General features: G+C 42.3%; 18 protein-coding genes. 4 read left to right on the top strand and 14 right to left on the bottom strand.

The window, feature by feature from the left end; translation table 11 throughout:
- Positions 1 to 92: 92 nt before the first annotated feature.
- Entirely contained in the window at positions 93 to 470 is a 378-nt protein-coding gene (locus NSS66_RS20790; protein WP_025684497.1) for an EthD domain-containing protein, read from the top strand.
- Between the two features lie 78 nt (positions 471 to 548).
- Here NSS66_RS20790 and NSS66_RS20785 read toward each other — a convergent pair whose 3' ends face one another.
- From NSS66_RS20785 to NSS66_RS20755, 7 genes are all read right to left on the bottom strand, one after another.
- Entirely contained in the window at positions 549 to 1,985 is a 1,437-nt protein-coding gene (locus NSS66_RS20785; protein WP_048481502.1) for a glycoside hydrolase family 1 protein, read from the bottom strand.
- A gap of 24 nt (positions 1,986 to 2,009) precedes the next feature.
- A complete protein-coding gene (locus NSS66_RS20780; RefSeq protein WP_340959681.1) occupies positions 2,010 to 3,917 on the bottom strand; it encodes a beta-glucoside-specific PTS transporter subunit IIABC in 1,908 nt (635 codons plus the stop codon).
- A 221-nt stretch (positions 3,918 to 4,138) separates the two neighbouring features.
- Positions 4,139 to 4,972, bottom strand: coding sequence for a BglG family transcription antiterminator LicT (licT, locus tag NSS66_RS20775; RefSeq protein WP_023988677.1), 834 nt, complete (start codon positions 4,970 to 4,972; stop codon positions 4,139 to 4,141).
- 1,739 nt (positions 4,973 to 6,711) lie between these two features.
- Positions 6,712 to 8,280, bottom strand: a complete 1,569-nt coding sequence (locus tag NSS66_RS20770; protein WP_256703666.1) for a glycoside hydrolase family 32 protein — start codon at positions 8,278 to 8,280, stop codon at positions 6,712 to 6,714.
- A gap of 72 nt (positions 8,281 to 8,352) precedes the next feature.
- Complete coding sequence (locus tag NSS66_RS20765; protein ID WP_023988674.1) at positions 8,353 to 9,972, bottom strand: ABC transporter substrate-binding protein; 1,620 nt, start codon at positions 9,970 to 9,972, stop codon at positions 8,353 to 8,355.
- 18 nt (positions 9,973 to 9,990) lie between these two features.
- The gene (locus NSS66_RS20760; RefSeq protein ID WP_028541253.1) at positions 9,991 to 10,872 is read right to left on the bottom strand and encodes a carbohydrate ABC transporter permease; all 882 of its coding nucleotides are present in this window, start codon (positions 10,870 to 10,872) and stop codon (positions 9,991 to 9,993) included.
- 14 nt (positions 10,873 to 10,886) lie between these two features.
- Positions 10,887 to 11,771: an ABC transporter permease gene (locus NSS66_RS20755; RefSeq protein ID WP_226887819.1), complete on the bottom strand. Its 885-nt coding sequence runs from the start codon at positions 11,769 to 11,771 to the stop codon at positions 10,887 to 10,889.
- 506 nt (positions 11,772 to 12,277) lie between these two features.
- On the opposite strand from NSS66_RS20755, the gene NSS66_RS20750 reads away from it, so the two are divergent.
- Positions 12,278 to 13,312, top strand: a complete 1,035-nt coding sequence (locus tag NSS66_RS20750) for a LacI family DNA-binding transcriptional regulator (RefSeq protein ID WP_340959680.1) — start codon at positions 12,278 to 12,280, stop codon at positions 13,310 to 13,312.
- A 22-nt stretch (positions 13,313 to 13,334) separates the two neighbouring features.
- Complete coding sequence (locus tag NSS66_RS20745) at positions 13,335 to 14,309, top strand: carbohydrate kinase family protein (RefSeq protein WP_340959678.1); 975 nt, start codon at positions 13,335 to 13,337, stop codon at positions 14,307 to 14,309.
- A 578-nt stretch (positions 14,310 to 14,887) separates the two neighbouring features.
- Here the strand turns inward: NSS66_RS20745 and NSS66_RS20740 are convergent.
- The 7 genes from NSS66_RS20740 to NSS66_RS20710 all read right to left on the bottom strand — a co-directional run bounded on the left by NSS66_RS20740 (position 14,888) and on the right by NSS66_RS20710 (position 25,085).
- A complete protein-coding gene (locus tag NSS66_RS20740; RefSeq protein ID WP_445671360.1) occupies positions 14,888 to 18,502 on the bottom strand; it encodes a GH32 C-terminal domain-containing protein in 3,615 nt (1,204 codons plus the stop codon).
- 163 nt (positions 18,503 to 18,665) lie between these two features.
- A complete protein-coding gene (gene manZ / locus NSS66_RS20735; RefSeq protein ID WP_013309479.1) occupies positions 18,666 to 19,490 on the bottom strand; it encodes a PTS mannose transporter subunit IID in 825 nt (274 codons plus the stop codon).
- Positions 19,491 to 19,518: 28 nt separating this feature from the next.
- Positions 19,519 to 20,289, bottom strand: coding sequence for a PTS mannose/fructose/sorbose transporter subunit IIC (locus NSS66_RS20730; protein WP_023988666.1), 771 nt, complete (start codon positions 20,287 to 20,289; stop codon positions 19,519 to 19,521).
- A 39-nt stretch (positions 20,290 to 20,328) separates the two neighbouring features.
- Positions 20,329 to 20,811, bottom strand: a complete 483-nt coding sequence (locus NSS66_RS20725; protein ID WP_023988665.1) for a mannose/fructose/sorbose PTS transporter subunit IIB — start codon at positions 20,809 to 20,811, stop codon at positions 20,329 to 20,331.
- A 1-nt stretch (position 20,812) separates the two neighbouring features.
- Positions 20,813 to 21,232: a PTS sugar transporter subunit IIA gene (locus NSS66_RS20720; protein WP_013309476.1), complete on the bottom strand. Its 420-nt coding sequence runs from the start codon at positions 21,230 to 21,232 to the stop codon at positions 20,813 to 20,815.
- Positions 21,233 to 21,433: 201 nt separating this feature from the next.
- The gene (locus tag NSS66_RS20715; protein ID WP_338533603.1) at positions 21,434 to 24,214 is read right to left on the bottom strand and encodes a sigma-54-dependent transcriptional regulator; all 2,781 of its coding nucleotides are present in this window, start codon (positions 24,212 to 24,214) and stop codon (positions 21,434 to 21,436) included.
- 49 nt (positions 24,215 to 24,263) lie between these two features.
- On the bottom strand, positions 24,264 to 25,085 hold the full coding sequence (locus NSS66_RS20710; protein ID WP_340959676.1) for a Cof-type HAD-IIB family hydrolase: 822 nt from the start codon (positions 25,083 to 25,085) through the stop codon (positions 24,264 to 24,266).
- A 273-nt stretch (positions 25,086 to 25,358) separates the two neighbouring features.
- Between NSS66_RS20710 and rpoN the strand changes: the two genes are divergently transcribed.
- Positions 25,359 to 26,741, top strand: a complete 1,383-nt coding sequence (gene rpoN / locus NSS66_RS20705) for an RNA polymerase factor sigma-54 (protein WP_340959675.1) — start codon at positions 25,359 to 25,361, stop codon at positions 26,739 to 26,741.
- Positions 26,742 to 26,905 lie beyond the last annotated feature (164 nt).

Here is a 26,905-nt window from a genome sequence, read left to right as displayed (position 1 = left end):
GAAAATCTAGATTAAGACACTATTAGGATGTTCATTTCCATTGCTATAATAACCATATGTTAAATAAACTAACTCGAGGAGGCTAAACCATAATGGAAAGTATAAAAGAGTTAAATGTATATCCTGAAAAAGGACATAGCATCATGTTTGTGTTCCGAAGAAAACCAGGGATGTCACTTGAAGAGTTTCGCTATCATTATGAATTCACTCATGGACCTCTTGCTACCAAGCTTCCGGGGCTTATTTCTTATCGGCAGCATCCTACTCGAAAACCGGGGAAGGGAGATGGAGCCTACGTCCCCGACGAAGCACCCTATGATGCTGTTTCGTTATACATCTTCGAAAATGCAGCCGTAGCAGAGGCAGCTTGGGTTTCGCCGCAAGGTTTGTTAGTGGATGAAGATACACTAAAATTTATAGATACTGAGACCATGATTAGTTTGCCTGTTATCCCTCGGCAAGTCCTCTAAATTCATGTTCATAACATTAAATTTGAAACAGCCGAAACACCTCCATTCGTTATGGAACATGTTTCGGCTGTTTTACCTCTACTCTGTAATGATTTTTCCATTGGTAGCGATGACTTCTTTGTACCAATTGAAACTCTTCTTTCGTGTTCTCTCAAAAGTTCCCGATAAATCATCGTGACGATCGACATAAATGAAGCCATAACGTTTACGCATCTCTCCGGTGGAGTTGCTTACGATGTCTATGCATCCCCAACTAGTGTATCCCATGACCTCGACTCCATCTTGAATCGCTTCTGCGACTTGCACAAGATGCTCGCGGATATAATCAATCCGATAGGAATCCTCAACAATCCCCTTCTCATTCGGGACATCTATTGCGCCTAGGCCATTCTCGACAATAAACAAAGGTTTTTCATATCTGTCATAGAACTGATTTAACGTGTAGCGCAATCCCTTTGGATCGATTGACCAACCCCACTCTGAAGCTGAAAGGTACGGATTTTTAACCGCGCTCATAATATTGCCTCTGGATTGCTCATTAAGTTCAGGATCTGTTGTTGCACAGTAACTCATGTAATAGCTAAAAGAAATGAAATCGACCGTGTGTTTAAGTGTCTTCAGATCCTCTTCTGTGATATCGAGATCAATATTGGATTCTCTGAAATAACGCAGTATATACCCAGGATATTTACCTTTGACTTGCACATCTGCAAAGAAGAAATTCTCCCTGTCTTTACGCATGGCTTCCAACACATCCTCTGGTTTAGGTGTAAGAGGATACATTGGGCCACCCGCTATCATGCACCCGATCTGAGCATCGGGAATAATTTCATGACAAGCCTTCACTGCTAAAGCACTTGCAACGAATTGGTGATGGATAGCCTGATAAGTTACTTGCTCCGTTGCCTGATCAGGATAAATTCCTCCTGCAATAAAAGGACCATGAAGCATCATATTAATTTCGTTGAATGTCAGCCAATACTTTACTTTGTCCCCATACCGATCGAAAACAACTCTCGAAAAACGTTCAAAAAGAGTAATCACTTCTCGATTAGACCAGCCACCGTACTTATGGACGAGTCCAAGAGGCATTTCATAATGAGAAAGTGTAACTAATGGTTGAATTCCGTATTTGAGCAGTTCATCAAATAACCGATCATAAAATTCCAGACCTGCTTCGTTAGGAATGGCTTCATCTCCATTCGGAAAAATCCGGGTCCACGCTATAGAAGTTCTTAGTGTTCGGAACCCCATTTCTGCGAACAATGCGATATCCTCGGGGTAACGATGGTAAAAATCAATGGCCTGGTGTTTGAGATATTCACCATCAGGCTTATCCAGGATCTGACCGAATATTCCGTCCGACAACACATCTGAGACAGATAATCCCTTACCATCCTCCAGATATGCACCTTCGATCTGATTCGCAGCCACGGCTCCGCCCCAGAGAAAGTCAGGGGGGAATAAATCCCCCGACGTTTTAATTTCATTCACCGATTTTTTTGTAAAATCCATTGTTTTTCACCCTCCAAATTTTCTTTATCCGATTACCTTCATTAAAGGATCTTTTTCATCAATACTTCCGATTGATTCTGCATTAACATCGACATAGTCATTATAATTAGCTACAATAATAGGAGTTACCGTGTCATAGCCAGCTTTTTTAATCTGTTCTATGTCGAACTCAACCAACAGATCGCCAGCCTCAACATGTTGACCTACTTCAACGTGAGTCTCAAAATGTTGACCATTCAGTTTAACGGTATCTATGCCAATATGAATCAATATTTCTGCTCCACTGTCAGCCACAACAACAATGGCGTGTTTCTTCTTGAAAACAGTCGCGACCGTACCTTTCACAGGTGACACCGCTCTTCCTGTAGTGGGTCTAATTGCAATTCCTTTGCCCATCATACCAGCTGCAAAGGCAGGATCACTGACTTGCGAGAGTTCTACCACTTCTCCATGAATAGGACTAAGAATAGGTTGAACACGATCTGGATTATTAAATTGTACCGTTACGGGTGCTCTAGGATCACTCTCTATCGTCCCTGTAATTGTATTATTCGAAGAGACGGCTACAGCTTCTTTTCTCTCTGGAATATCTTCGAATCCAATAATGAGTGTCAGAACAAAACCAACAACAAAACTAACTGCACAGCCGATCAAGAAATACAGGAATGTGGAACCGAAGAAAAATGGTAACCCTGCAATCGGCCCGGTACCAATTCCCGTGGCACCAACTTTAAACCATCCCATTACTGCACTGCCCAGGCCTCCAGCAATAGCAGCTGCGATCAACGGTTTTTTTAACTTAACGGTTACACCGTAAAGAGCAGGTTCGGTAATCCCGATAATGGCATTCAGTGCTGCTGTTCCAGCTACAGCCTTGAATTCTTTGTTTTTGGTTTTCAAATATACCGCAAGAGTCGCCCCTGCCTGACCCGAATTGGCTGCAACTGCAATCCCCATTATATAGTCAACACCATACTTAGAAAGGGATTGGAACATGACTGGCAAGAACCCGTAATGCATACCTGTGATGACAATCAGCGGATAAAATCCTCCGAGAAGAAGCCCCGCTAGCCATCCATAGTTCATGTATAGTGAAATAAATCCGACGGCGATTCCATTTCCTATGAGTGTACCAGCAGGTCCAAGCGCAATAAGAATGATAGAAGAAACAATCAACAATGTAAGCAGTGGCAAAAAGATAGACTGAAGAACCTTAGGAATGATACGTTTTAAAACCTTTTCCACATAAGACATAAACCACACGCCCAGAATAATGGGTAATACAGACGATGCGTATATGACTGAAGTAATCGGGATGCCAAGTAGGGTGACAGGTGATTCACCGTTCAAAAGAGCACCTAAGTTAGGATGAATCAAAACACCCGCAATCGCCCCAGCGACATATTGGTTAGCATTAAACTTTTTCGCCGTACTAAAAGCAAGAAGGATAGGCAAGAAATAAAAAGCCGCATCAGCGAATACAGATAGCAACTTATATGTGCTACTTTCCAAAGATACGAGTTCAAAAGATGAGAGTAATGTGATAATCCCTTTAAGTAATCCCGCCCCGATGATTGCTGGAATGATTGGAGCAAAAATACTTGAGATGACATTAAAGAAGGAATTGAGAATCCCTTTGAAGCCTTTCGAACCTGATGCAGAACTACTATCATCCGCAACTTGACGGTTACCCAGTAATTTTATAAATTCGCTGTGAACATCGGATACCTTATCCCCAACAATAATTTGAAATTGCCCCCCATTGACTGTCGCTCCCATAACACCCTGTATAGCCTGAATACCAGCTTTGTCTGCTTTCTCATTGTCTTTAAGGGTAAGACGCAATCGAGTTACACAGTGAGTTACATCCTTTACGTTTTCTTCTCCACCTAATAAAGGCAGTATTTCTCGTGCAATTTTCTGATTGCTCATGCTGATCCCCCCGGGATTTTAATGAAAAACGGAAACAAAAAAAGACCCAAATTCAACCAACTTACGCCCCGCGGTAGTCGTAAGTTCGTTAGAATTTAGGTCTTGCCTGCTCGAAGCAGTTACAATCCTACTTATCCTAAAGAATTATTCGGTTTGTGAATATGAACATAATTTAGCACGTACTTTGGAATCTGTCAACGCTTACATCAGGTGTAAAGATCTCAACTCCTGTTGACCACTCTTTCAATATGGATCGTCAAATAGAGTAATTCGTCCTTGTTTAAGAGATAATCATAGCTTAGCTTGATGTATTCTTTGATTTTCCAGGCACATTCATAAGATGGCTTATACTTTTCTTTCACAATATTTAGCAATTCCTCATCTTTACTTTCCGTCATAATTTTATTAAACATCCGCTGGGAAAAAAATTTGAGATGAGTTACGAATCTGAAATAGTTAAGCGATTCTTCATCCAAATCAATTCTGAATGTATACTGAACAATGTTTAGGATTTCCTTAATTAATCTTGTGATATTTGCCGCTTCAGGTACATTTTCGTTCATTTGAGCATTAACGATATGGAGGGCAATAAAGCCAGCCTCATCTTCAGGGAGTTCCACACCAAGACGCTCTTTAATTATGGACAGAGCTTCCATGCCGATTCCAAATTCCAATCTATAGAATCGTTTTATTTCCCAAAGGAGTGCATTATGAATATCTATCCCTTGTTGATGACGTTCGATTGTAAAATTAATATGATCGGGAAGCGAAATATATATGCTTTCATTCAGTTTTCGATTCGTTTTCTGCATAGCATAGTTAATAATATCTTCTGTAAGCGACATAACCTCCAACGATATTTTGTTTAATAACGTCTTTAGTCTATCGGTAAGTTCCTTATTCTCAAGGCTAAATACTTTTTCAATTTTGGACTTATCAACGGTGTCGCCTTTTTTCTTTTGAAAAGCAATCCCTAAACCCATAATCACCAATTCCTTGTTGTCTTCATTCATCGCCGTGATCACATTATTGTTGATCACTCTTGAAATCAACATGAATATCCCCCCAATGTTCAAAAAGCATCAAAAAAAGACAAGTCTCCATTGATCACTACGCTTGTCTGAATTGTATGTGATTCTAACATTTTGCTCAAATGAACGTCAATTATCAAATTCAATGTAAGGCTGTGTAGCCATCAACATTTTTGTTGTGCTGCACTTACTACGGACATGATTTTTTTAGCTAAAATAAGACTTCTCAGACAAGTAAGAGACAATTAATAGGCGTCCTACAAACCATATGAACCATATGTTGCAACTTTCCATGCCACCTGGCGAGGATTACGCCAACGCCAGATTTTTCTACTAACCTTTACCACTCTTAATATCATCCTCTGAAAGTCATAGTTAGTTCGAGCGAGGCATCACGAGTATGGCCAGGGATGCTTTCCCACAGCCCTTACTTGGCGGTACTTCCACTCAGAGAAATTTTATATATAGCGAATCAGTGTGATTAATCTACAACACCTCCAAGATTATTCCCGATCTCTCTCATAAATAGGGTATTATCTTGAAGGTGTTTAAATTTTTCCAACACTATGCAATTGTCTGTTACTTTCTGTTAGTTTCCCCAAGTTTAACTCTTCTTTATAGATAGACTATAAAAAACATAGCTATAAGCCTTTTTTTATTTCAAGCTTAGTCCGATTTATGGTAAAATCCAATTGCAAAATAAAAAATACGTTCCTGAATACCCTATATAATGTGTTTATATATATTTTGTATACTGTATATAGTATACAAATTTAAAATAAGTCTAATTCTGTCTGGATGATTCTTGACCATTATTTAATTGCGTACAGCATCTCTTCCCAAGCTGTTATCCCCCTTGAAAAGTCACTTTTAAATTAGAAAACCTATTAATTTATCTCCTTCAAATCACCAATACTGCTCTTAGAAAATCTAAACATAAAAACATGCTCTACTAACACTACTTAGAAATTAATATCTCTTATTTAGGTGATACTACCTAATAGAGGTAATAGATATGGAATAACACATATTGGAGCACAATTTGCCTGAGCTAGGTCATACGGAAGGGTTAATTATCTGTATTAACTGCTAAGCCATTTCCTAAGCAGCCTTATGGATGAGATGCATTTTCAACTTGCAGTAATGGGGATTTTAAACGTGGCGAATTATTCTAACTTGGGAGACTGTATTGCCACCCCATATTCTATAAACATATAACCTTATAAAATCATGTTTTATTAATTTCCATGTTTGATCTTCATTTGATACACTCGAAATCACTTCTAAATATCGTTCTTTTTCTTTCCCGTTCCATCAGCTAGAGTATATTCAAGAAATGAAAACTTGATTTCTAACATATCGTATCTCTTATTAAGTTCAAAGAACTCAAGACCATCAATTATATTCTTCTCTCTCTTATGGAAATTATAATTGCGGATAATTGACCAGGGCATGCACGGACAGATTCTTACGCCTTTCACCACTGCAGAGCAATAGCCCTTATTCACTTTTAATGAGATTGCTCCGTGGTCGTCTTTCGAGTTCTGCTAACTTTCCAAGGATATGAAAACACCCGATACGGTTGTGAGCCGACCGGGTGTTACGTGTCCAGGCAGAAAAATGTTACTTTAATTGGTTTTGAGGACCAAGTTTCAGATACGGATGCACGCAACCGGGCTGTAACCACTTCGTCGAATCAAGCCAATGCTTAACGAGTTCCGTCGTGAGATAATTAAAATTTGAATGATATCAATAGTTAACGTCTAAACATTCTCATTTCCCCAAATGCTTACTAGATCATTGATTTGAAGCGATACGACCCTTAGTTCTCCGCCAATGGCATAGAGTTCCAGCCCCCTGCTTTCCAAGTCCGGGAAAATCATGTCTGAAATGATTGTTTCTCCATGATTTCCGAAGACCTCGACACTTGACCAATCCACGTAAATACTCAGTTGTACCCGTCCATGCTCTGGCTTCATAGGGGCCTTGTGTATTGCTGTGAAATCGGAATGAAAATTAATGGCGCTCGACTTCGTCCGATCGACAAACAACTCCCCATTCGAGATATTATATCCAATGATCGTCTCCTGATTAGAAGACTTCCGCACTTTGAACCCGAATTCCACGGCAGTGCTGATTTCAAATTCTGCAATAATTTCTGCCTTTGCAGCAGAGAAATCAGACAACACGTTCATACCTGGCTTAATCGTCAAGTCTTGCAGAGACAAAATCGGTTTTCTTAGCTGACTTAATTCACTTATGGGTGCTTGGATTAAGTGAAGTCCCTCCGGATAAGTCCTAAGCTGTAGCTCACGGGGAATTGACATCTTGCCACGCCATTCCTCTGAAGGTAGCGTGGTACCATAACGCCAATTGTTCATCCAGCCGACCCAAATCTTTCGACCGTCCTCGTTTGGAATCCCATTCCAGGTCACGGCCGCGTAAAAGTCTGATCCGTAGTCTACCCATTTAATAGTATCGAAAGATTCCAACGTTCCATCCAGAGCAAATGCCTTACCGTCAAAGTTGCCTATGAAATACATCATGCCAGAACCACCTGCCGGTGGTTCCGGATCATCTGGATTCACACCATTTCTATCCCCGACACTTAGCATCAGAATCCACTTCGTGGTATTAGGATCCTCATCCACTTGGATTTGAAATATATCAGGACATTCAAATATCCCTCGGTGGATATGCGGAATGTCAGAACCGAATTCGCTTGCAAAAGACCATTCTTTCAGGTTTGGAGATGTGTAAAATTCTACACGTTCTCTTACGGCAAGGACCATTATCCACATCGACGATTCATCATGCCAAAACACCTTCGGATCACGAAAGTCTAGCGTTTCCATTGGGAATAAAACCGGGTTACCTTCATATTTTGTCCAGGTTCGACCTTTATCCCTGCTGTAAGCAATGCTTTGCACCTGCGGCTTGCCGGGCTGAGCCCTGTTGCCCTCATTCGTATAAATTGCAACCAATCCTGATCCTTCTTCGTTGAAAAATCCGCTTGTATTGTTCTTATCCACCACCGCACTTCCCGAGAAGATCGCTCCGTCCTCTCCAGGCGGAATTGCCGGTGAGAGTTCGTCCCAATGTATTAGATCCTTGCTTACCGCATGCCCCCAATGCATGCGGCCAAAGTCAGGCTGCGTATCATGGGGCGTATGCTGGTAGAACAGGTGGTACTCTCCTTCATAGTAAACCAAGCCGTTGGGATCGTTCATCCAATTTTTCTCAGGTGAATAGTGGAATTGAGGCCTGTATGTCTCCCTATAATAACTGTTTCGTGATCCTTTTCTGCTGCTACTGTCGCCCGTTAGGAACATGTCTTTAATGGTATCCACTCTCCTATTGATTGTTGATAAGGTGTTTAACAGCCCAACCACCTTTTATATATTTCAGCCTTGATCTTTAAGATATCGGTCGTAGCCTTTCTGCTTGATTTCCAGCCATTTGTCTAGTCCCAGTCTGGACAGCTCGGCCTTATATTCCGCCCATTCTTCTTCCACTTTGCCTGTTTTGATCCATTCTGCCCGTTTGCGGTTAACGTAAGCAAACAAATCGGTTTCCAGTGTGGAGATCTGCTTCTGATCCTCCAGCGAGAAGAAGACTTTCGGGAAATTATGGTCAGCCTTCATATAAGGAACGAGTCTTTTCTTTATGAGCTCGAGCCGCCCCACTGCATCGTCGGGCTTGGTCGTTACTTTTCCGTAATATTCGTCAAGAATTGCCAATGGACCACCGATATTCGTTTTTTGACGCAGCTCGACTGGCGCAGTTCCCTTAAGCGGAAGATGCTTCAGCATATGACTCGCTTCATCGTATTCAAAAATGTTCTGCTGAGTTTTGTCGCCGTAGGTGCCCCAGTTGTCCTGTACGGACTGGATGGGTTCATACAGTTGGTCAATCCATTTTGCTGTAAGCTCAAGATTTTTGTTGTCACTGGTAATCACCATTCTCCCCCGGTCAAAGCCGAGATTGTTCGTGCGGGTCACATTGACTTCACCGCTTGGCCCCGCGAGCGGATTCATCAATTCATATTTATCGTTGTCTCCTGAAATGTTCGCCTTATCCCATTGAAAATAGAGACCATATTTTTCATTCTGTCCTTTGGCCAGATACGTATTGTAATCCTGCTCGAATGACTCTTCGTCAATCAGGTTCAGCTTATACAGCTCATTAAGGTATTTGATTCCCTCTTTATAACCGTCCTGATCGGCAGTGAAGACCACTTTCCCCTCATTGGTCACTACAGTATGATCGCCGTTGTCCCCAAGACCGAATGATCCAAACAGAAAATTCAGGTCCTCATTGCCGTTATTGAGTATAAAGGACAGCGGGATTTCATCCGCCTGGCCATTTCCGTTAGGGTCGTCATTTTTAAATGCGAGCAGAACTTTTTTTAAATCCTCGGTGGTTTTTGGCATTTTAAGTCCCAGCTTTTTCAGCCACTCCACATTGATCCATGGCATGTCGTTTACAGAATGAATGCTCTCCTTCCCGGCCCCCAGCTCTTCAATCCAAGGAAAAGCATAAATATGCCCGTCCTGTGCAGTTATCATGGATTTGTACTCAGGTGCTTCCTTCAATACCTTCTGTAGATTCGGCATGTATTTATTAATCAAATCCTCCAGAGGGATAATGGTTCCATCCTGTCCGAGGTTCAACAAATCATAGTCGGAATAGCCGGCATCCAGTATGGCATCTGGAAGATCTCCACTGGCAACAGCCAGGTTTCTTTTTTCAATGAAGGAATCGGAGGTGAAGTTGGTAAAATCGATATGCACCCCTGTTTTTTCTTCCAGTCTTTTATAAATCAACTTTTCATTTGGATCGGAAGGTGCCAGCGGCGAGCTTTGAGTCATAAAATGCAAAGTAACTTTCTCTTTAAGCGGCAGAGTAACATTTTCCAGCTTGTAATCTTCGGATGCCGCGGAATTATTGCCTGAACCGCCACATCCGGCAAGCAGTGAAGTAGAAAGTACCAACACAGACAATGTTAGTAATGTTTTTTTCATCTCTATACCCCCGGTTTTTTATTTGATCGAACCTACCATGACACCCTTTTCGAAATACTTCTGGAAGAATGGATACATGACAATCAAAGGCAAACTTGATATGACAATGGCAGAGTACTTAATCATTTCAGACAATTTCTTAAGCTCCGCTTGTGCCATCGCATCGGCAATCATGCCGGGCTGAACCTGATTCTGTATCAAAATGGAGCGCAGTACCAGTTGAAGCGGAAACAGCTTCGGATCATCCAAATAAATCATGGCGTCGAAATAAGAATTCCACTGTCCGACAAAAGCGTATAAAGCTAGAACAAAAATAATAGGCTTGGAAAGCGGCAGAACGATTTTAAAGAAAATACTGAGCTCGGAAGCTCCGTCTATACTCGCCGCCTGGAACAGCTCTTTCGGAAGTCCCTGGAAATAAGTCTTTGCCAGAATAATATTGAATACGCTGATCGAGCCGGGCAGAATAATGGCCCAGACCGTATTCAACATGCCTAAATCCTTAATCACCAGATAGGTAGGAATCAGACCCCCACCGAAAAACATCGTTATCAGGAAAAAGATCATAATGGACCGTTTCCCTACCAACTCTTCAATCGCAAGCGGATAAGCCGCGAAGACGGAAAATAATACGGTTGCGAACGCAAAGGCTGCTGAATAAAAAATAGCATTAAAAAAACCGCGGATCATGGCACTGTTGCTTAGGATTTTGGCATATCCCGTGAGTGTCCAGTCTGATGATGTAATGGCAAACCCTTTGGTAATCAGGGTATTTGGAGTTAAAAAGGACGAAAGCACCACATAGACCAGCGGTAACAGAATAGCGAGAACAAAAAAACCAAGTAGAATATAATTGATAATGAGCAGAATCCGGTCCTTCCCGGTGTAATGAATATCCATAAATACCTCCTTCTTTAATACAGCCCTTCTCCTTCGTTCAGCTTCTTGACGACGGTATTTACGAAAATCAACAGGACTACATTAATTACGGAATTGAACAACCCGATTGCCGTAGAATAAGCATAATCGCCGGATTGCAACCCCACCTTGTATACGTAAGTCGCGATGATTTCCGAGGTTGGTGTGTTCAGAGCCGTCTGCATCAGGTAAGCCTTTTCATAGCCGATCGACATAATACCTCCTGCAGCGAGAATGAACAGGACGGCCATGACGGGTTTAAGAGCTGGCAGATCAATGTGGAAGATTCTCTTCATCAATGAAGCCCCATCAATTGTTGCAGCGTCATGCAACTGCGGGTCCACATTGGCTAAGGTGGCCACATAAATGATAGAGGACCAGCCCGCTGTTTGCCATATACCGGACAAAATATATACCGTTCGGAAATAGGCGGGATCAGTCATAAAAGAAATCGGCTTGCCGGTGAAGGTTGTTACCAAAGCGTTCACTATTCCAGCTGGCGATAGAAAAACAAACAGCATACCGGCAACAACAACAACCGAGATGAAGTTAGGTGCGTATACAATAAGCTGAATATTCTTCTTGAGCTTCGCTCCTCTGATCAGATTTAGCATTAAGGCCAGAATAATCGGGACTGGGAAACCGAGAATAAGACCGTAAGCGCTTAATTTAAGCGTATTCATTAAAATGTCATAAAAATTTGGTGATGAAAGAAACCGCTGAAAATGTTCAAATCCAACCCATTCGCTGCCCATGATTCCTTTTCTTGGGCTGAAATTTTTAAACGCAATGATCGAGCCGTACATGGGAACATACTTGAAAATGACGGTAAGAATTATGGACGGAAGCAGAAACAAATACAATATATAATTTCGAACCATGTAGCTTAACCAATGGTTTCTTTTTTTTGTTTCTGAAGCCTTTAGTCCCCTTTTTTGAACGATCGAATTCCCCAATGTTTTCCCTCCTACTGTTCACGGCTTGTTATACGACACAAAATATAAGCCATGTTATGTCACCTCTCTGACATAATTCACCAAGATGTTTTCAAATACTTGCTTGTAATATCCACACCTCCAACAGAACTAGAATTTTACACATCCCCAAAATGAATGGGTTTACAATTTACATTTGAACACTTTTTACTCTTACAATTTAGCAGATGTATATTTAATTAGTCAATATATTTCGGGTGAATAAATTCATTCAAAAAGCATATTTCAAGATAATTATAATGTTTTTAGCAAAAATACATCAAAAACACACGATATAAATAAACAAATGTAAATTTTTATTGTTCATTTGAATAAATTCATTGTTAAAAACATGAAAATACTATATATTTAGAAATATGGAGAATCTTAATTCGGAGAATAAGGTGAACAAAATGACGAGAAAGTCAAAGGTTACGATACAAGATATCGCTGATGCCTTGGGGATTTCTAGAAACACTGCATCCAAGGCGCTTAATGGAGTAGAGAATATTCCTGCCGTAACGAGGGACAAGGTGATCAAAAAGGCAGTGGAGCTTAAATACAAACAATTTTCTTATATGGAAACAGCCTCTGAAAAACAGGGCAATATCGCACTTTTGACCTGTAATCTTCCCAATAGTTCACACTTTGGATCGCTACTGATCAGCGGGCTGGAGAAGGAAATCAGCAACCAGGGCTATACATTATCCATTTACTTTGTCCGTGAGAACGATATCAATTCGATGACCCTGCCCGGCAATTTCGAACCTTCGAATGTGGCTGGCATCTTCTGCATCGAAATGTTCAGCAAGGAATACAGCAAGATGATCACAGATCTTTGCATCCCAACCATTTTTATTGATTGCGCTGCGGATATGATGTATCCAGAATTGAAGGCGGATCTGGTATTAATGGAAAATGAACACAGCACATACTGTGTTACCCGGAAATTAATTAATCATGGCTATGAAAGCTTCGGTTTTGTAGGCGATTACAATCACTGCAAAAGCTTCAATGAACGCTGGACCGGATTTAATAAGGCCTTAGCTGAAGCAGGAATCGCCGTAGATGCTGCTCATAGCATTGTAGCGCCTGACCGCAACTTCTTTATAGAGGAGAACTGGATGGAACAGCAGTTGGATGCCCTGAAGGAGTGTCCCTCCGTCTTTATTTGTGCCAATGATTTCATTGCCATCAGCGTGATCAAATCTTTGAAAAACAAAGGGATTAAAGTTCCGGAAGATGTTGCTGTCTGCGGGTTCGATGATGCTTCGGAATCCCGGGTTGTCGAGCCTCATCTTACAACCGTGCATATTTATAGTAGTCAGATGGGTATTATTTCAGCCGAAATGTTATTGTCCAGAATCAAAGACAATACCATGCCATACCGAGTGACTCATGTTGCAACGGATATCGTATACCGGGACTCGACGCCTGTTCTAAACTAAATCTACCAAGAGGTGAATTAATGTGAAAAATGACGGAACGGTTCTTTGTGTGGGCGAGCTGCTTATTGATTTTTTCTGCACGGATATTGATGTCAATCTTGCCAAGGGTCAGCATTTCTCCAAGCAGGCCGGCGGTGCTCCGGCAAATGTAAGCGCAGCCGTAGCCAAACTCGGAGGAAAAGCGTCATTCTTGGGAAAAGTCGGGGCTGATCCCTTTGGCATGTACCTGAAGCAAACTCTGGATGAGCAGCATGTGGATACGTCCATGCTCCTTTTTGATCCGGCAACGCCGACTACACTGGCCTTTGTTTCCCTTGCCGCTAACGGCGAACGGGATTTCGTGTTCAACCGCGGAGCTGACCGTCAACTGTCTCTGCAGGACATTGATAGAGAATGGACCCGGCAGGCTGCCATTCTGCATTTTGGCTCGGCAACGGCCTTGCTCGCCGATCCTTTCCGAGAAGCGTATTTGTCTTTATTAGATGGAGCGAAGGCCAATGGGCAATTCACCTCCTTTGATCCCAATTACCGGGGGGACCTCTGGAAAGACAGGCAGGAGGAATTTATCACACTGTCCAGAAGAGGAATACACAATGCGGATTTGGTAAAGGTAAGCGAAGAGGAATTAAACATCATTACAGGGCTGGCTGACCGCGATGCTTCATTGGATCTTTTGCATGGGTTGGGAGCCAAGACGGTGGCAGTTACCTTAGGAAAAGAAGGAACCCTCATCTCAAGTGGTGCCTCCCGTTCGTTAATCGGCAGTATCGCTGTTAAATCGATCGACTCTACTGGTGCCGGAGACGCCTTCGTCGGAGCAATGCTGTATCAAATCAGCCAGTTGAGTCAGCCTAAGGCATTTACCTCTAACGCGAAGCAGCAGCAGGAATTTGTGACACTTGCCAATCAAGTTGGCGCCATCGTGTGCACTAAAGTTGGAGCGATTGCAGCCTTGCCGTCGTTGGAAGAAGTTAATCGTTTCGTAGCGCAAGGTTGAATCAAGGAATGAAGCGTAAGAACTGCAAAAGGTGTCCGACGATCTCTAAGGTTGCTGGACACTTTTTTATGTAGTGATCCGTCGTTCATTGGAAAGATGCTGCTGATCAGGGCACCTTCCAATGAATGACGAAAAGCTTGGTCGATGAAAATGAAAACTTTTATATCGCAAATGAAAGAAAAAATTATTCGCGAAGTACCAAAAATTGTGCAACCAAGCCTATACAAATAGAGTGGTTGCATTAAGTCAATTTACACTTAGCCTGATTATTTTCTGATTTTGCTGATGAAAAACGGATATTCAGGGAACACTTCAATCTCCAGTTCCGATACCAACATTACATACTTGGATTTCATCAAAAATATCGAATGTCATCTTATGTATTCTTCAACCCATATATAGAAGGTATCGTCTTCAATCATAACCGCTTCTGTAAATTCCCTGCTTAAGCTTGGATTTTATAAGGGTAGTTTTGATTGGAAACTTTGTGTCGATGTAAAAAAAGTTTGTGTCGCTGCTGCGCGGCGACACAAACTAAACTCATAGAGATACAAATGTCATTATTTAACCAACTTTAATCATTCATCTTTATGTTTTAGTTTCACTTTAACTTCATTAAAAAAAGCCGTTGTATCCCATACATTGAGACCAAAGTTTCCTTCTTTATAAGTTTGATCTTTTGTGTCTATAACTAATTTATTGTTCAAATAAACCTTAGTGATGTCGCCTTGCGCTTCTACTTTGAGATGATAATCTGTATTTGGCTGTAAATCCAGTTTTCCATCATTGTTATATGTCGCAATTTCATATCCGGTTCCATCAACAAATTTAATTAATTTTACAATATTATTTTTTATATCAACATTTGCTGCATACGAATTCTTTGCAGTTAAGTCAGAACGAAAAACCAATGAACCTGCTCCAATGGAGTTATCTATCAAATCTTTTTCAGAATTACCGGGGTGGGAATCTGTATCTGGCACGTTTATATTGGCTTCATATACAAAATTCCTGCCGGTCACTTTTGATACTATGAAAGCATCTCCCTTACTCTGTCCCTGTTTTCCATGAATGGTGTCCGCCCAGTTCCCGTTAACGATGGTCCAACCTGATAAGTTTGATTTAAAAGAAGAGTTCTTTTCTTTCCATACACTCTTTAGAGGATATAGGTCCAAAGATTTCAGCTTCACATTTCCGCCCTTACTATAAATTTTTAATCCTTTGCTTGCAGAATCCGCGAATATCTGATCGGTAATCACGGTCGTACCATCATTACCGAACACCTCTACAGCTGATCTATCAACAATTACCTGCAATTTAACCGTGCCGTTTTTTGCCTGTAATGGTCCCTCATGCTTGCCAACTACACTACTTCCGTAATCGAAATCTCCTGAATGAGTCCGGTCTACAAATAATTGTTCGTTGTAGACATCGTAACCGACAGTAGTATATTGCTCACCTCCTTCACGGATCTTGAAGCCAAATTCTGTTGCCTTAGTATCCGATACATCAAACAAAGCGATCAGTTCAAATGTATCTTCTGATAAATTAGAAAGAAGATGGCTGTTACCCGATATCATTTTATTGGTATACGATATACGATCCCCTCTGTCACGAATGCTTTTTAGCGAAATAGGGGTTTGTTTTAAACGTAGACCCTTTGTGGTTTGAGTGAGCTCCATCTTCCGCGGCAGTGTTGTTGAACTTCTCCACGTTGAGGTGGGTGTATCGTTGGCATACTTCCAATTACTCATCCAGCCGAGCCAATATTTCTCACCCTTCTTCCCTTCTACTCCACTCCAATCCACAGCAGCATAAAAATCAGCGCCATAGTCAGTCCATAACACTTTATCGGAAGTATTTTCATTTTTAAACGTTTTACCGTCAAAGCTGCCTACAAAATACTGCATGCCCGATCCGCCTGCCGGAGCACCATCATTTATACTTACCTGTAGGACCCACTTTCTTTTTGAAGGATCACCATCAACCGGCAATTCGACTAACGTAGGACATTCCCATACTCCTCCGATGCTGCCGTTTGTGGAAGGAATCCACTGTCCAGAAACAGCGGACCAATCTGTGAGGAGACCGCTTTGTTTCATATCTGTTTTCTCCGGCTCTTTTGCAACCTGGTCAACTTTATCCGATATGGTCCCTTCATTATAAACATTAACATCATCAACATTTATATGACCGTAACCATCTTTGGCATGGTCTACTACCTTGATATATAATACTTCACCAATATATTTGGACGCGTCCCATACGTATTTTGAATATTTTTCTTCATTAAATTTTATATTGGCCTGGCGGATCAATTCTTTATCGTCGGCTGCTCTGACCAATGATACATAGGTATTGTCGCCATCATCGCCTGCTCCTAGTAACAGATTGATTTCACCGGATCCGTTTAATTTAAAATATGAGGAATGCAGTTCACCCGTTGCTTCATCTCCCTCGTGAAGCTTGGAATATCCCCACAAGTGATAATTCCCCTCATGTCCGAAGGATCCACCCCAATAAGTCGCTTCACTGGATACATGATCATTCGAAAAAGTATCACCCTGGGTCACCGTCCATCCGGTTAAATCGCCTGTTTCAAAATCATGATTGATGATTTCTTTCTCATCGGTCATGATATTTCTACCCAGTTGAACATCCTGAAATATCGCAGAAGAGTGCAAAAGATGTAATCCAAAATGGCCGGACAGGAAGGTTGCATCATCGATATCATGAATGAGATTTCCGTCCAGATACATCTTTATATTTGTTCCAAATGTGCTCACTTTTAAATCATGGCTTTGATAAGTATCCAGCGTTACTGTGGTTTCAGCCAGAACCGTTTTATTCCCGTCTTCCATTTTCACAATTTTCACTTTATCGTTTAAAGCATCGATACTCGCCATATATCCATTTTTCGCATCAGCATCCGTCCGGAAAACAAGTGATCCTGTTTCATCTCCTCCCTCTGACAAATCTATAATCGCATTATATATAAAGTTGTCCCCAGTCTTACCACTTATGATAAAAGCATCATCTGCAGATGTACCGCTTTTCCCCTCCATGGTATCTTCCCACCGGCCGGTTACAGCTGTCCAATTAGATAGATTGGTTGCAAAGTTAGAGGTGTTCTTGAAATTCACATTTCGGAAGGAAGCTGTTGAATTCCAGGCGGTCAGACCGTAATAACCATAATCAAATTCAGTATCCGTTTCTTTAATTACAGACTGATTATCTATAAACACCTGAATGTCATGACCATATACGTCTACCTGCACGTTGTAAGTTGATGAGGTTCCCAGGGTTAAAGACTTGCTAGCAATTTCTGTATTCGATCCATCGACATTCTTATTTAAAGTAACGACATCATTTTTGGCATCCAGGCTGACGACATAACCGTTTTTCGCATTCTTGTCAGCACGAAAAACCAGACCTCCTGAGCCTTCCCTGCCATTCTTTTTATTAAGGGTAATATCTCCCTCATAGGTGAATGAACCGCCTTCCTGTGAAGACATAGCGTACGAAGTGGTATCCACACTGTTGGCCTGTATTCCGTTATCTTCACCAAATTCGCTTGCATAGGTCCACTGTTTTAAATTGGGGGAAGTATACAACATTACTTTATTCGCTGCGGCCAAAGACATCACCCATTGTCTGGAGTCTTCATGCCAGAATACTTTAGGGTCTCGCCAATCCGATATCGGGGGATCCGGCATTACCGGATTTCCTTCATACTTGGTCCAGGTTCTGCCTCTATCTAAGCTGTACGCAATACTTTGAACCTGGCCGTTATCCCCGGAATGAGTGAAGATCGCAACCATCGCTTCTTTTCCGAACCCTGCTGTATTGTTCCAATCGATCACAGCACTTCCCGAGAAAATCTGACCGTTTTCATCTGGATACAACGCAATCGGTAAATGTTTCCAATGAATAAGGTCTTTGCTCACCGCATGCCCCCAATGCATCGGTCCCCATTTCGTCCCATAAGGATGATACTGGTAAAAAAGATGATATTCACCCTTATAATAAACCATTCCATTCGGGTCGTTCATCCAGTTAGCCTCAGGCGAAAAATGAATCTGATTACGGTAAGGTTCATCGTAATAACCAAGATCCGCTGCAAAGGCGGGAGTTAATGGTAAACTAAATACCATAAAGCAAATAAGCAACATACTTAACTTCCTCTTCACCATCTTTCACATCCTCTTTTAATATTTTGAACACCTAGTGTTATTCTTAACATCACAAATAAAGCGTTTACATTTATCTCTATAACTCAATTTCTTATGTTTACGCTGTTTTGGTCACAAAAATCCGACAAAGTCCGGCCAAGGATGACTCCCTGACCGGCACGTTTTAAGCCAAAACCCCAAATGCGTACCCAATAATGCCTACTGCGAATAAAGCAAAAATCAGAGCGATTGCGTTCACTTTCTTTTTCAGTAGCCTCATACATAAAAAGGTCAATAATAGTGGTAAAAGTCCGGGCATCAATTGATCCAAAATCATCTGAACGGTCGTAATAACCTCTTTTCCATCCGTTCCCACATATCTTGATACCACCAGCGGCACATTCAGGGTGGTCCATTTGGAAACAAGTGCGCCCATAACGAAAAGCCCCAGTATGGAGGCTGACTCCGTGAGTTTTTGCAACCGGTTTCCAGACATATCGGAGACAATCTCCGTACCTTTGTGATAACCGTATTTCAGACCGTACCATTTCGTTGCCAAGCGTGCGGTGTTAAAGAGAAGGAAGAAAAGAACCGGTCCGACAAGGCTACCGGATAAGGCGATTGAGGCTCCGAGTGCAGCCAGAACCGGGCGTAAAGTCCCCCAGTAAATGGGGTCACCCACTCCCGCAAGGGGTCCCATTAAACCGACTTTGACTCCACTTATGGTGGCATTGTCAATCGGCTGGCCGCTTGCTTTCTGCTCTTCCATCGCAGCCGTTACACCCATAATAGGCGCTGAGATAAACGGTTGAGTGTTGAAAAATTCCAGATGTCTTTTCAATGCCTCTTTTTGATCTTCTTTCTTGCTGTACAGCCGCTTAATCGCAGGGATCAAGGTGACACAGAAACCGATCGACTGCATTCGCTCAAAATTGAACGAGCCTAACAGGAAGCATGAACGGACAAACATCTTATTTAAATCACTTTTAGTCAGCTTCTTTTCTTTCATAGTGCTCTCCTCTCCCTTCAGGTAGTTACTATAACTCTTCAATTTCTTCCATCTTCTCATTACGCTGGTTGTATTTTGGGCTCAGCTGGATGTAAAGCAGAGCCAGAACCGCACCAATGACCCCAAAACCAACCAGATTAATGCTGGTAAAAGCTGCAATGACAAAGCCCAGAAAGAAGAATGGCATCAGGTATTTGGCTGCCATCATATTAATGACCATCGCATACCCTACGACTACGATAAAGCCGCCCGCAATTTGTAGTCCTCTTGTGATAACCTCCGGAATTGCGTTAAGCATAGCAGTCACCAGGCCCGTTTCTGCGGCAACTGCCACCAAAACAGCGGGCAAAGCAACGCGCAGACCTTGCAAAAGTAAGGCAATAAAGTGACATAGCTCAATTCCTTTGAAATTTGCAGATTCCGCATACTTATCAGCTAAATGCTGGAAGAAGACAGTAATCGTCCTGACAAAAATGGTAAGCACTTGTCCGGCGGCTGCAATTGGAATCGCAACGGCAATTCCGGCGCCGATCGATTGATGGCCGACGATGACCAAAATGGTTGAAACCACACTGGCTAGAGCAGCGTCTGGTGCCATGGATGCTCCTACATTCATCCATCCCAAAGCCATTAATTCCAGAGTACCGCCAAGTATAATGCCAGTTTTGAGATCGCCAAGGACAAGGCCAATCAACGTACACGCAATCAGAGGACGATGGGTTTGCCCTTCATCTAGAACGCTACCCATGCCACATATGGCCGCTACCAGTGTTACCATCACAATTTGAAAAACAGTCATTTCTATAACTCCTCTCTAGTTGCCGCCTGGTATTTACGATCACAAATCCTGCAGTTTGGTAATCAAGTTGATTTTCGGATCACTGGCTACTTTTCTGATTTCCAGCTCAATGCCTCTTTCATGCAGCTTACGAAATGCATCTACATCCTGTTGGTTTACGGATACCGCCCCGGTAATCTGTGTCTTTCCTTCCTTAAAACACATTCCTCCAACATTCACCGAGCGGATGGGTACTCCCCCTTCTACAACCCGCAGTACATCCGTAGGGTTGGTAAAGAGGAACAATGTTTTAAAATCACTGTATTTGGGGTTATTATAAGCCTCTATCGCTTTGTTAATCGTTACGACATACGCCTTAATTCCAGGCGGCGACACCTGAAGCAATAAGGTTTTGCGTAATGTATCCGCTGCGACTTCATCGCTAACCGCGATGATCTTGTTGCACTTCGCTTCTTTCACCCAAACGGTCGCCACCTGACCGTGAATCAGACGGTCATCAATACGAACTAATGCAATTTCCATTCTATAATTCCTCCTCTAATTGACTGTTTCGAATGGCACGAAAAGACATCATGGAATCGTGCCCCGCATGTATCGCTAGATTTACCAAATTCTCTACTTGTTCAATCCCTCTGTTTGCAAGAAGGTCAACGATCATTGGCAGGTTTACTCCTGTCACAATATCCATTTTTTCATGGTTAACTGCAATTCGGCTGGCAGCATTATAAGGACTGCCGCCGAATAGATCAACAAGGAAGATAACACCGTCCGTCCAATCCAGCGATGCCAACGCAGCCTTATATTTCTCTACAAGTCCGCTGACACTTTCACCTGGTTCAAACGTAACACCTGCCACATTATCCAATTGGCCGAAAACCATTTCTGTTGACCTCAGTATTTCTTCAGAAAATTTCCCGTGTGTCCCAACAATTACACCGATCATCTGTCTCACCCCCTTTGTTTCTCTCCACATATATCTATGATGCAAGTTCTGTGCCAAACTTCTGTATAGATCAGAGGGAATTTTGTAAACAACAAAAAAACCCCCGTTGCGTCGGAGGTTTTTTCCAGTCTGAACAGATCATTATTTATCAATCTCCACTGCTTTCATACACATATGAAAGCGTTTTATACTCTTTGGCCATTACTGTGGAATAAAGTTATATACTTCGCTCAACATTTCGCAAATATAATATTTTTCGTCATCAGAAAGAGTAAGATTCATACCAGAAACAAATATGCTGCATGAACGGTTTACCACCTCGAATATGTGCTGGTCGAGCTGTTTCACTTCCCCCTGATAAACAAGTCCATCGCGAATAACCATACGTTCCAGCGCATAAGCTGTGTGAGTAGAAATTTGGACTTTTGTTGCATAATCAAATTTGACTTCTAATCCAAGTTCCAGCTCTTGCACAAATCTCATCACCATTCCCAGAATTTTGTGGGGATTCAAATAAGTCATAAATTCTTTCAGGCTTTCCTCGCATAACTCCCTGACGACTACACTTTGATCCACAGCAGGGATCTGTTTGTTATTCAGCAGTAGCTCTCTCAATGTCTGCTCACCGCTTGCTTCAATCAGCTTTTCCAAAGGAATAAACGGGATTTCCGGCTCGCTTGGCCGTTTTACTCCAATCACGGCAAGAATTGTTCGCTTAGACCGCATATCCTGGACCACTTTATCCAACTCCCTTACGTTTGCCGGGACAACAAGTATTTCCTCATCCGTCAAATCGCAGACAATTTTCTCTACAAACTCTTTCAATTTGACCGCTGCACCTTTGCCGGAGGAGCAAACCGTCACAATTGCCTTATGAACTACTTTCACTGCGGCGCTGCTATTGTTATATCCCCTGAAATCCTTTAGCGATTGGTATATTTCCTCTATCCCCATGTCAAAAACACTGGCCTTTCGGACAGCCTCCAGCGTGAGCGGAGTTGAAACCATATCAATAGTCTTTACATTGATTCCAACACGTTCCATAATAGTTTCTTCAAGATTGAGCAAAGAGCCCATATCAACCAGCAGCAACACGCCTCTACCACGGTCAATGCTCTTTACTTTATCGATAATAAGCTCCAAAATTTCCCTAGGACTGACATCGAGAGGCATATCAACAGCACAAAGATTAGAACTGCCCAGCAAGCTGTCTACGACGCCGACGATGCTGCTCGCTGTACTGGTACCGTGTGCTGCCACAATAATTCCCACACTACCCTGTCGTTCTTCCTCAACAGATTTCAGAAGAATCGCCATATAAGTTATTTCGGCCTCCGGTACATGTACACCAAACTTAGACTCGATCAAACTTTTGATAGTCTGGGCCAGTCTGTACTCTTCATCATGTTCATTCATCGGTTCATAGATTCGTGCATCACCGTATTTTTTGTCTCTGGTGCGCTTGAAAAAGGCGCTTAAATGAAGACTGAAAGCATACACGAATCTCTCGCTATAAATTCGGTTTAGTTCCTTTTTGGCCATTTCCTTAATCTGCTCGGAGAATTCAAGGATGTCTTTGTCCACAATTTTCAGAATTCGTTCCCTGCTCCCCTTGGTGTTATAAAAACGGTTATAAAAGCTTTTAATATGGATATTGACATCCGTAGCAATAAATCTGTGGATGTAGGCGTCGTCTAGCCCTTCTTCCTTCAGCATGCCAATCTTGTCTTCAATTAGTTTGTAAAGGTTAAACGGCAGCTCGGAAACAACCTCTTCATCCAAAGCTTTTCTTCCTTCAGGAGTAATGTATAGGCACGAGGAAATACATCCGATTTCCTTCATCTTATATTGCGTTTTATCAATATTAAACAAACCATCTCGGATATTTCCCGGCAGGTTTTTAAAATCAAGTCCTATTTCTTCTTTGTTTTCATGTATGCTGTTTAAAAAACCTTTAGCGCATACCAGCTGGATGTTCGACTTTAACTGGCCGATATTGCCGTAGGTGACGCTGCCGATCAGTGCTCTTACTACCTCTGGTTCAATCCTAATCGGCTTGTTTACCCTATTGGCCTCGTTAGCAAACAAATGCTTCAAAATCAGCATTTGCTCCTCAATAGCACGTTCCTGAAGGGAAGGGATATTGATTGTGATGGGTATGCGCCTAATGAAGGTTTTCAGCATGGATGATCCGGGATCCTCCGTCGTAGCTCCAATCAATAATACACTCGCGTCTCTTTTTCGATCCGTTTCGCCCAATTTGTTATAGGTGTGAGTATCCATGAAATAGAAAATCATTTCCTGGCCTTCCGGGGGTAAACGGTGAATCTCATCCAAAAACAGGATGCCTCCGTCAGCTTTCTCCACCAGCCCTGCCTTTTCATGATCAGCGCCTGTAAACGCCCCTTTAACGTGACCAAAGATGTGGGAAAGTAGCAAGTGGGGGTTATTGAAATAATCAGCGCAGTTAAAAACGATAAATGGCGCATGCTCTGAAAACCGCTTCATATACTTGCCATAATGGTACATCAACCTGGCAAACATAGTTTTTCCAACACCCGTCTGCCCGACTATCAGGGTATGCAGACCTCTAGGAGGATACAGAATCGCTGCCTTCCCCTGCTCAACCTGGTTACGCATGCTGCCCCTGAAACCGATCAAGGCATGGAACGGATCGACCTGTTCGTCAGGCAGCAATACCTCTTTGATGCTTTTGACCTCAATTTGTTTCTCTTTCAGCCGAACCCGAAAGGTGTCCTCGATAATCTGCTTGTGCAGAAATCTGACCGGTCTTCCTTTGATTTTAAGGATTAGATCGTCACGCAGCAGATTATTCAACTCTTTGCTCACATTGTTTCTCAACATCTTTTGATCATCAGCAATTTCCGCAGCCGTAATCCCTTCCCCCGCAAATAAAGCCTCTTTGGAAATTTTCTTGGTGCTTTCGGCAATATACTCTAAAATCTTATCTATTCTTTTCACCTGTATTCCTCCAGCCTGAATCAGTCATTGGAAATTGATTTCAACCTGCTTATTTAGGGAACAGAATATGGTTTTTCAGCGCATGAGCTACTCCATCCTCGTCATTCGAAAGAGTAACGGTGTTGGCAGCAGCTTTGACCTCAAGGGGAGCATTTTCCATGGCAATGCCAAGTCCCGCAAAGGCCAGCATGTCGATATCATTGTAGTTGTCACCAATAGCCAGACAATCGCTTTGTTTCAGTTGGTACTCTTTTAGCAGAATTTGAATGGCTGCGGTTTTGGAAGCCTTTTTTGACATGATTTCCAGATAAGTAGGCTTGGATAAGTAGAGATTTACTTCTTCGCCGTATACGGGTCGCAATACTTGAAGGACGCGTCTGATCTCTTCGGGATCACCCATGCACAAAATTTTACTGGTTCCATCAGTCTCTTCCCTCCAACCATTGGTAAGCTTAGAAAAACTATAAATGCGAGGCTCGATATTGGTGATGTCACGTTCTTGAAGCGCCCATGCATCCAATTGCTCAATATACCACTCATCATCCTTATACAGGCTTACGTGAAGATCATAGGCAGCCAGGCTGTCAAGCAAACGCTGTGTCATTTGCTTATCTATATAACGGGTGTTCAGCTTGTTCCCGTGTTTATCTATAACAAGTGCCCCACTGTAGCATATGAGAGGCTCCGAAATACCAAGATGCTTCTGCAATGGAATAATTGCTTTTGGCATTCGCGCAGAGACAAGAACCACTGGAATCTGCTTATCATTTATAACCTGGAGAATGGTTTCTTTGGTTGCTTCCGTGATTTGATGCGCCGAGTTAAGCAGCGTCCCGTCAATATCAATGCAGACAATTTTATAAGTTTCCATAAATGATTCCTCCAGCTCCAGTGTATTTTGTTATTCAATGAATGAGTATACAAGAAAGATAGTGTATATAACCAAAAATACAACACACATAATAACTGTTACTTATTACGACAAGCTTTGGCTTGTTTTGAATCGTTTCTATCAGATAAAATTACTCGGTAACGTTAACATCTAGGCAGGAGAATTGCATAGGCTTAGAGAAGTAGATCTTTCATAAATGACTGACTGTGAATTTGTGCCGGAAATGTATGGAAAAGGAGTTTGAATAAGTCAATGATACGATATGGATTACAACAGGAACAAGGATTCAAGCTGGTTATGACGCCCGAATTGCGACAAGCAATCACGATCTTGCAATATTCTTCGGCTGATTTAATATCCTTTCTGCATGAACAGGCGAACAATAATCCAGTCATTGATTTGCCGGAGTTTAATATGTCCATTGGCGGTATCAAAGAAGAAGCAGAGCAGTTTTCACAGAAAGATCAAGGAGAGCTGATTGAACATTATCGTGGCGGAGAAAAATATCCATCGGTCCAGCGAGCAACCCCCGTTACATTTCTGGACTTTGTCCCCAATCCGAATGATACCCTGTTTGAACACCTGAACAGGCAGCTTGGACTGGTATGTGGGCTTACAAATTCACAGCGTATGGTGGCACGGTACCTCATTGGCAATTTGAACGAAATGGGATATTTAGAACTTGATGTTCCAACAGTCGCCTCACTAGTGGACGTTTCCATAGCCGAAATTGAGGATATGCTCTTGGTGATACAGAGTTTTGATCCACCGGGGATCGCCTCTTACAGCTTGGAAGAGTGTCTTCTTCTCCAGCTCCAGCTTGCTGGCATGGATGATGAATGCATAGTCAGAATGGTAAGCAACCATCTGGCTGATCTGGCAAACAATCGGATACAAAAAATTGCGGATGCTCTTGAAATCGGTAGGCGAGAGGTTATACAGATGGCCGATCGAATTCGCAAGCTAAATCCATGCCCGGGCGCAGCATTTGCTCATAAAGAGCAGCAATACATCATAGCAGATATCACGGTCGAAAAAGCCAACGGCGAATATCTTGTCCTGATTAATGACATTAGTGCGCCGCGGGTTGAGATCAACCCTTTTTACCAGCAAATGATGCGGGATCTACCGAATAGTGAAACCAAACTTTTTATCCATGAGAAGATGAATACGGCAAAATGGCTGATCAATAGCATGAAGCAACGTCGGCTGACCCTTCTACGGGTTGCCAAGGCCATTGTGGAAAAGCAGCAGGATTTTTTTGAGCATGGCGTGTCTTTCCTCAAACCAATCACCCAAAAGGAGATTGCCGAAAAGACGGGCTTACACGAATCCACGGTCAGCAGGGCGGTCAGTAATAAATTTATACAGACGCCTCGCGGATTGTTCGAACTCAAATTCTTCTTTACTTCCTCCTTGACGTCAGCGGACGGAGATGCTGCTTCATCGGAGAGTGCAAAAAAGCGTATCAAAAATTTGATAGATGATGAGGACAAGCAAAAACCGTTATCGGATCAGGCTATTACTACCCTGCTGGGAAAGGAAGGTTTGCATTTATCACGCAGAACCGTGGCGAAATATCGAGAAGAACTAAGATATCTTTCTTCTGCCAAAAGAAAAAAGTTTGAAGTTTGAATGGTTAAAGATAGTGGCGATGCAGCAAGACAGGCAACGTCTCAGGAAAGCTTGATCCGACTCGCTAGTTCTTGAATTCACCATTACCCCCCCTTTCTTGAACTAGGATGTTTTCACTTTTGAAACGTTTCCAATTTGCTGTAAGAAAAACGTCAGTTAGTAGA

Origin of the sequence: Paenibacillus sp. FSL R10-2748 (assembly GCF_038005565.1) — a bacterium.
Classification (GTDB): domain Bacteria; phylum Bacillota; class Bacilli; order Paenibacillales; family Paenibacillaceae; genus Paenibacillus; species Paenibacillus polymyxa_B.
Note: the sequence above shows the minus strand (reverse complement) of the source record. Positions and strands in the feature narration are given on the sequence as shown.

Excerpts from the sequence above, each read along its gene's own strand:
- NSS66_RS20730 (WP_023988666.1), bottom strand. The coding sequence starts at position 20,289 with ATGACTGTTTTTCAAATTGTGATGGTAACACTGGTAGCGGCCATATGT.
- manZ (WP_013309479.1), bottom strand. The coding sequence starts at position 19,490 with ATGAAAGAAAAGAAGCTGACTAAAAGTGATTTAAATAAGATGTTTGTC.
- NSS66_RS20725 (WP_023988665.1), bottom strand. The coding sequence starts at position 20,811 with ATGGAAATTGCATTAGTTCGTATTGATGACCGTCTGATTCACGGTCAG.
- NSS66_RS20740 (WP_445671360.1), bottom strand. The coding sequence starts at position 18,502 with ATGGTGAAGAGGAAGTTAAGTATGTTGCTTATTTGCTTTATGGTATTT.
- NSS66_RS20785 (WP_048481502.1), bottom strand. The coding sequence starts at position 1,985 with ATGGATTTTACAAAAAAATCGGTGAATGAAATTAAAACGTCGGGGGAT.
- licT (WP_023988677.1), bottom strand. The coding sequence starts at position 4,972 with ATGTTGATTTCAAGAGTGATCAACAATAATGTGATCACGGCGATGAAT.
- NSS66_RS20790 (WP_025684497.1), top strand. The coding sequence starts at position 93 with ATGGAAAGTATAAAAGAGTTAAATGTATATCCTGAAAAAGGACATAGC.
- NSS66_RS20755 (WP_226887819.1), bottom strand. The coding sequence starts at position 11,771 with ATGGTTCGAAATTATATATTGTATTTGTTTCTGCTTCCGTCCATAATT.
- NSS66_RS20750 (WP_340959680.1), top strand. The coding sequence starts at position 12,278 with ATGACGAGAAAGTCAAAGGTTACGATACAAGATATCGCTGATGCCTTG.
- NSS66_RS20765 (WP_023988674.1), bottom strand. The coding sequence starts at position 9,972 with ATGAAAAAAACATTACTAACATTGTCTGTGTTGGTACTTTCTACTTCA.
- NSS66_RS20760 (WP_028541253.1), bottom strand. The coding sequence starts at position 10,872 with ATGGATATTCATTACACCGGGAAGGACCGGATTCTGCTCATTATCAAT.
- NSS66_RS20710 (WP_340959676.1), bottom strand. The coding sequence starts at position 25,085 with ATGGAAACTTATAAAATTGTCTGCATTGATATTGACGGGACGCTGCTT.
- NSS66_RS20720 (WP_013309476.1), bottom strand. The coding sequence starts at position 21,232 with ATGATCGGTGTAATTGTTGGGACACACGGGAAATTTTCTGAAGAAATA.
- NSS66_RS20780 (WP_340959681.1), bottom strand. The coding sequence starts at position 3,917 with ATGAGCAATCAGAAAATTGCACGAGAAATACTGCCTTTATTAGGTGGA.
- NSS66_RS20770 (WP_256703666.1), bottom strand. The coding sequence starts at position 8,280 with ATGTTCCTAACGGGCGACAGTAGCAGCAGAAAAGGATCACGAAACAGT.
- rpoN (WP_340959675.1), top strand. The coding sequence starts at position 25,359 with ATGATACGATATGGATTACAACAGGAACAAGGATTCAAGCTGGTTATG.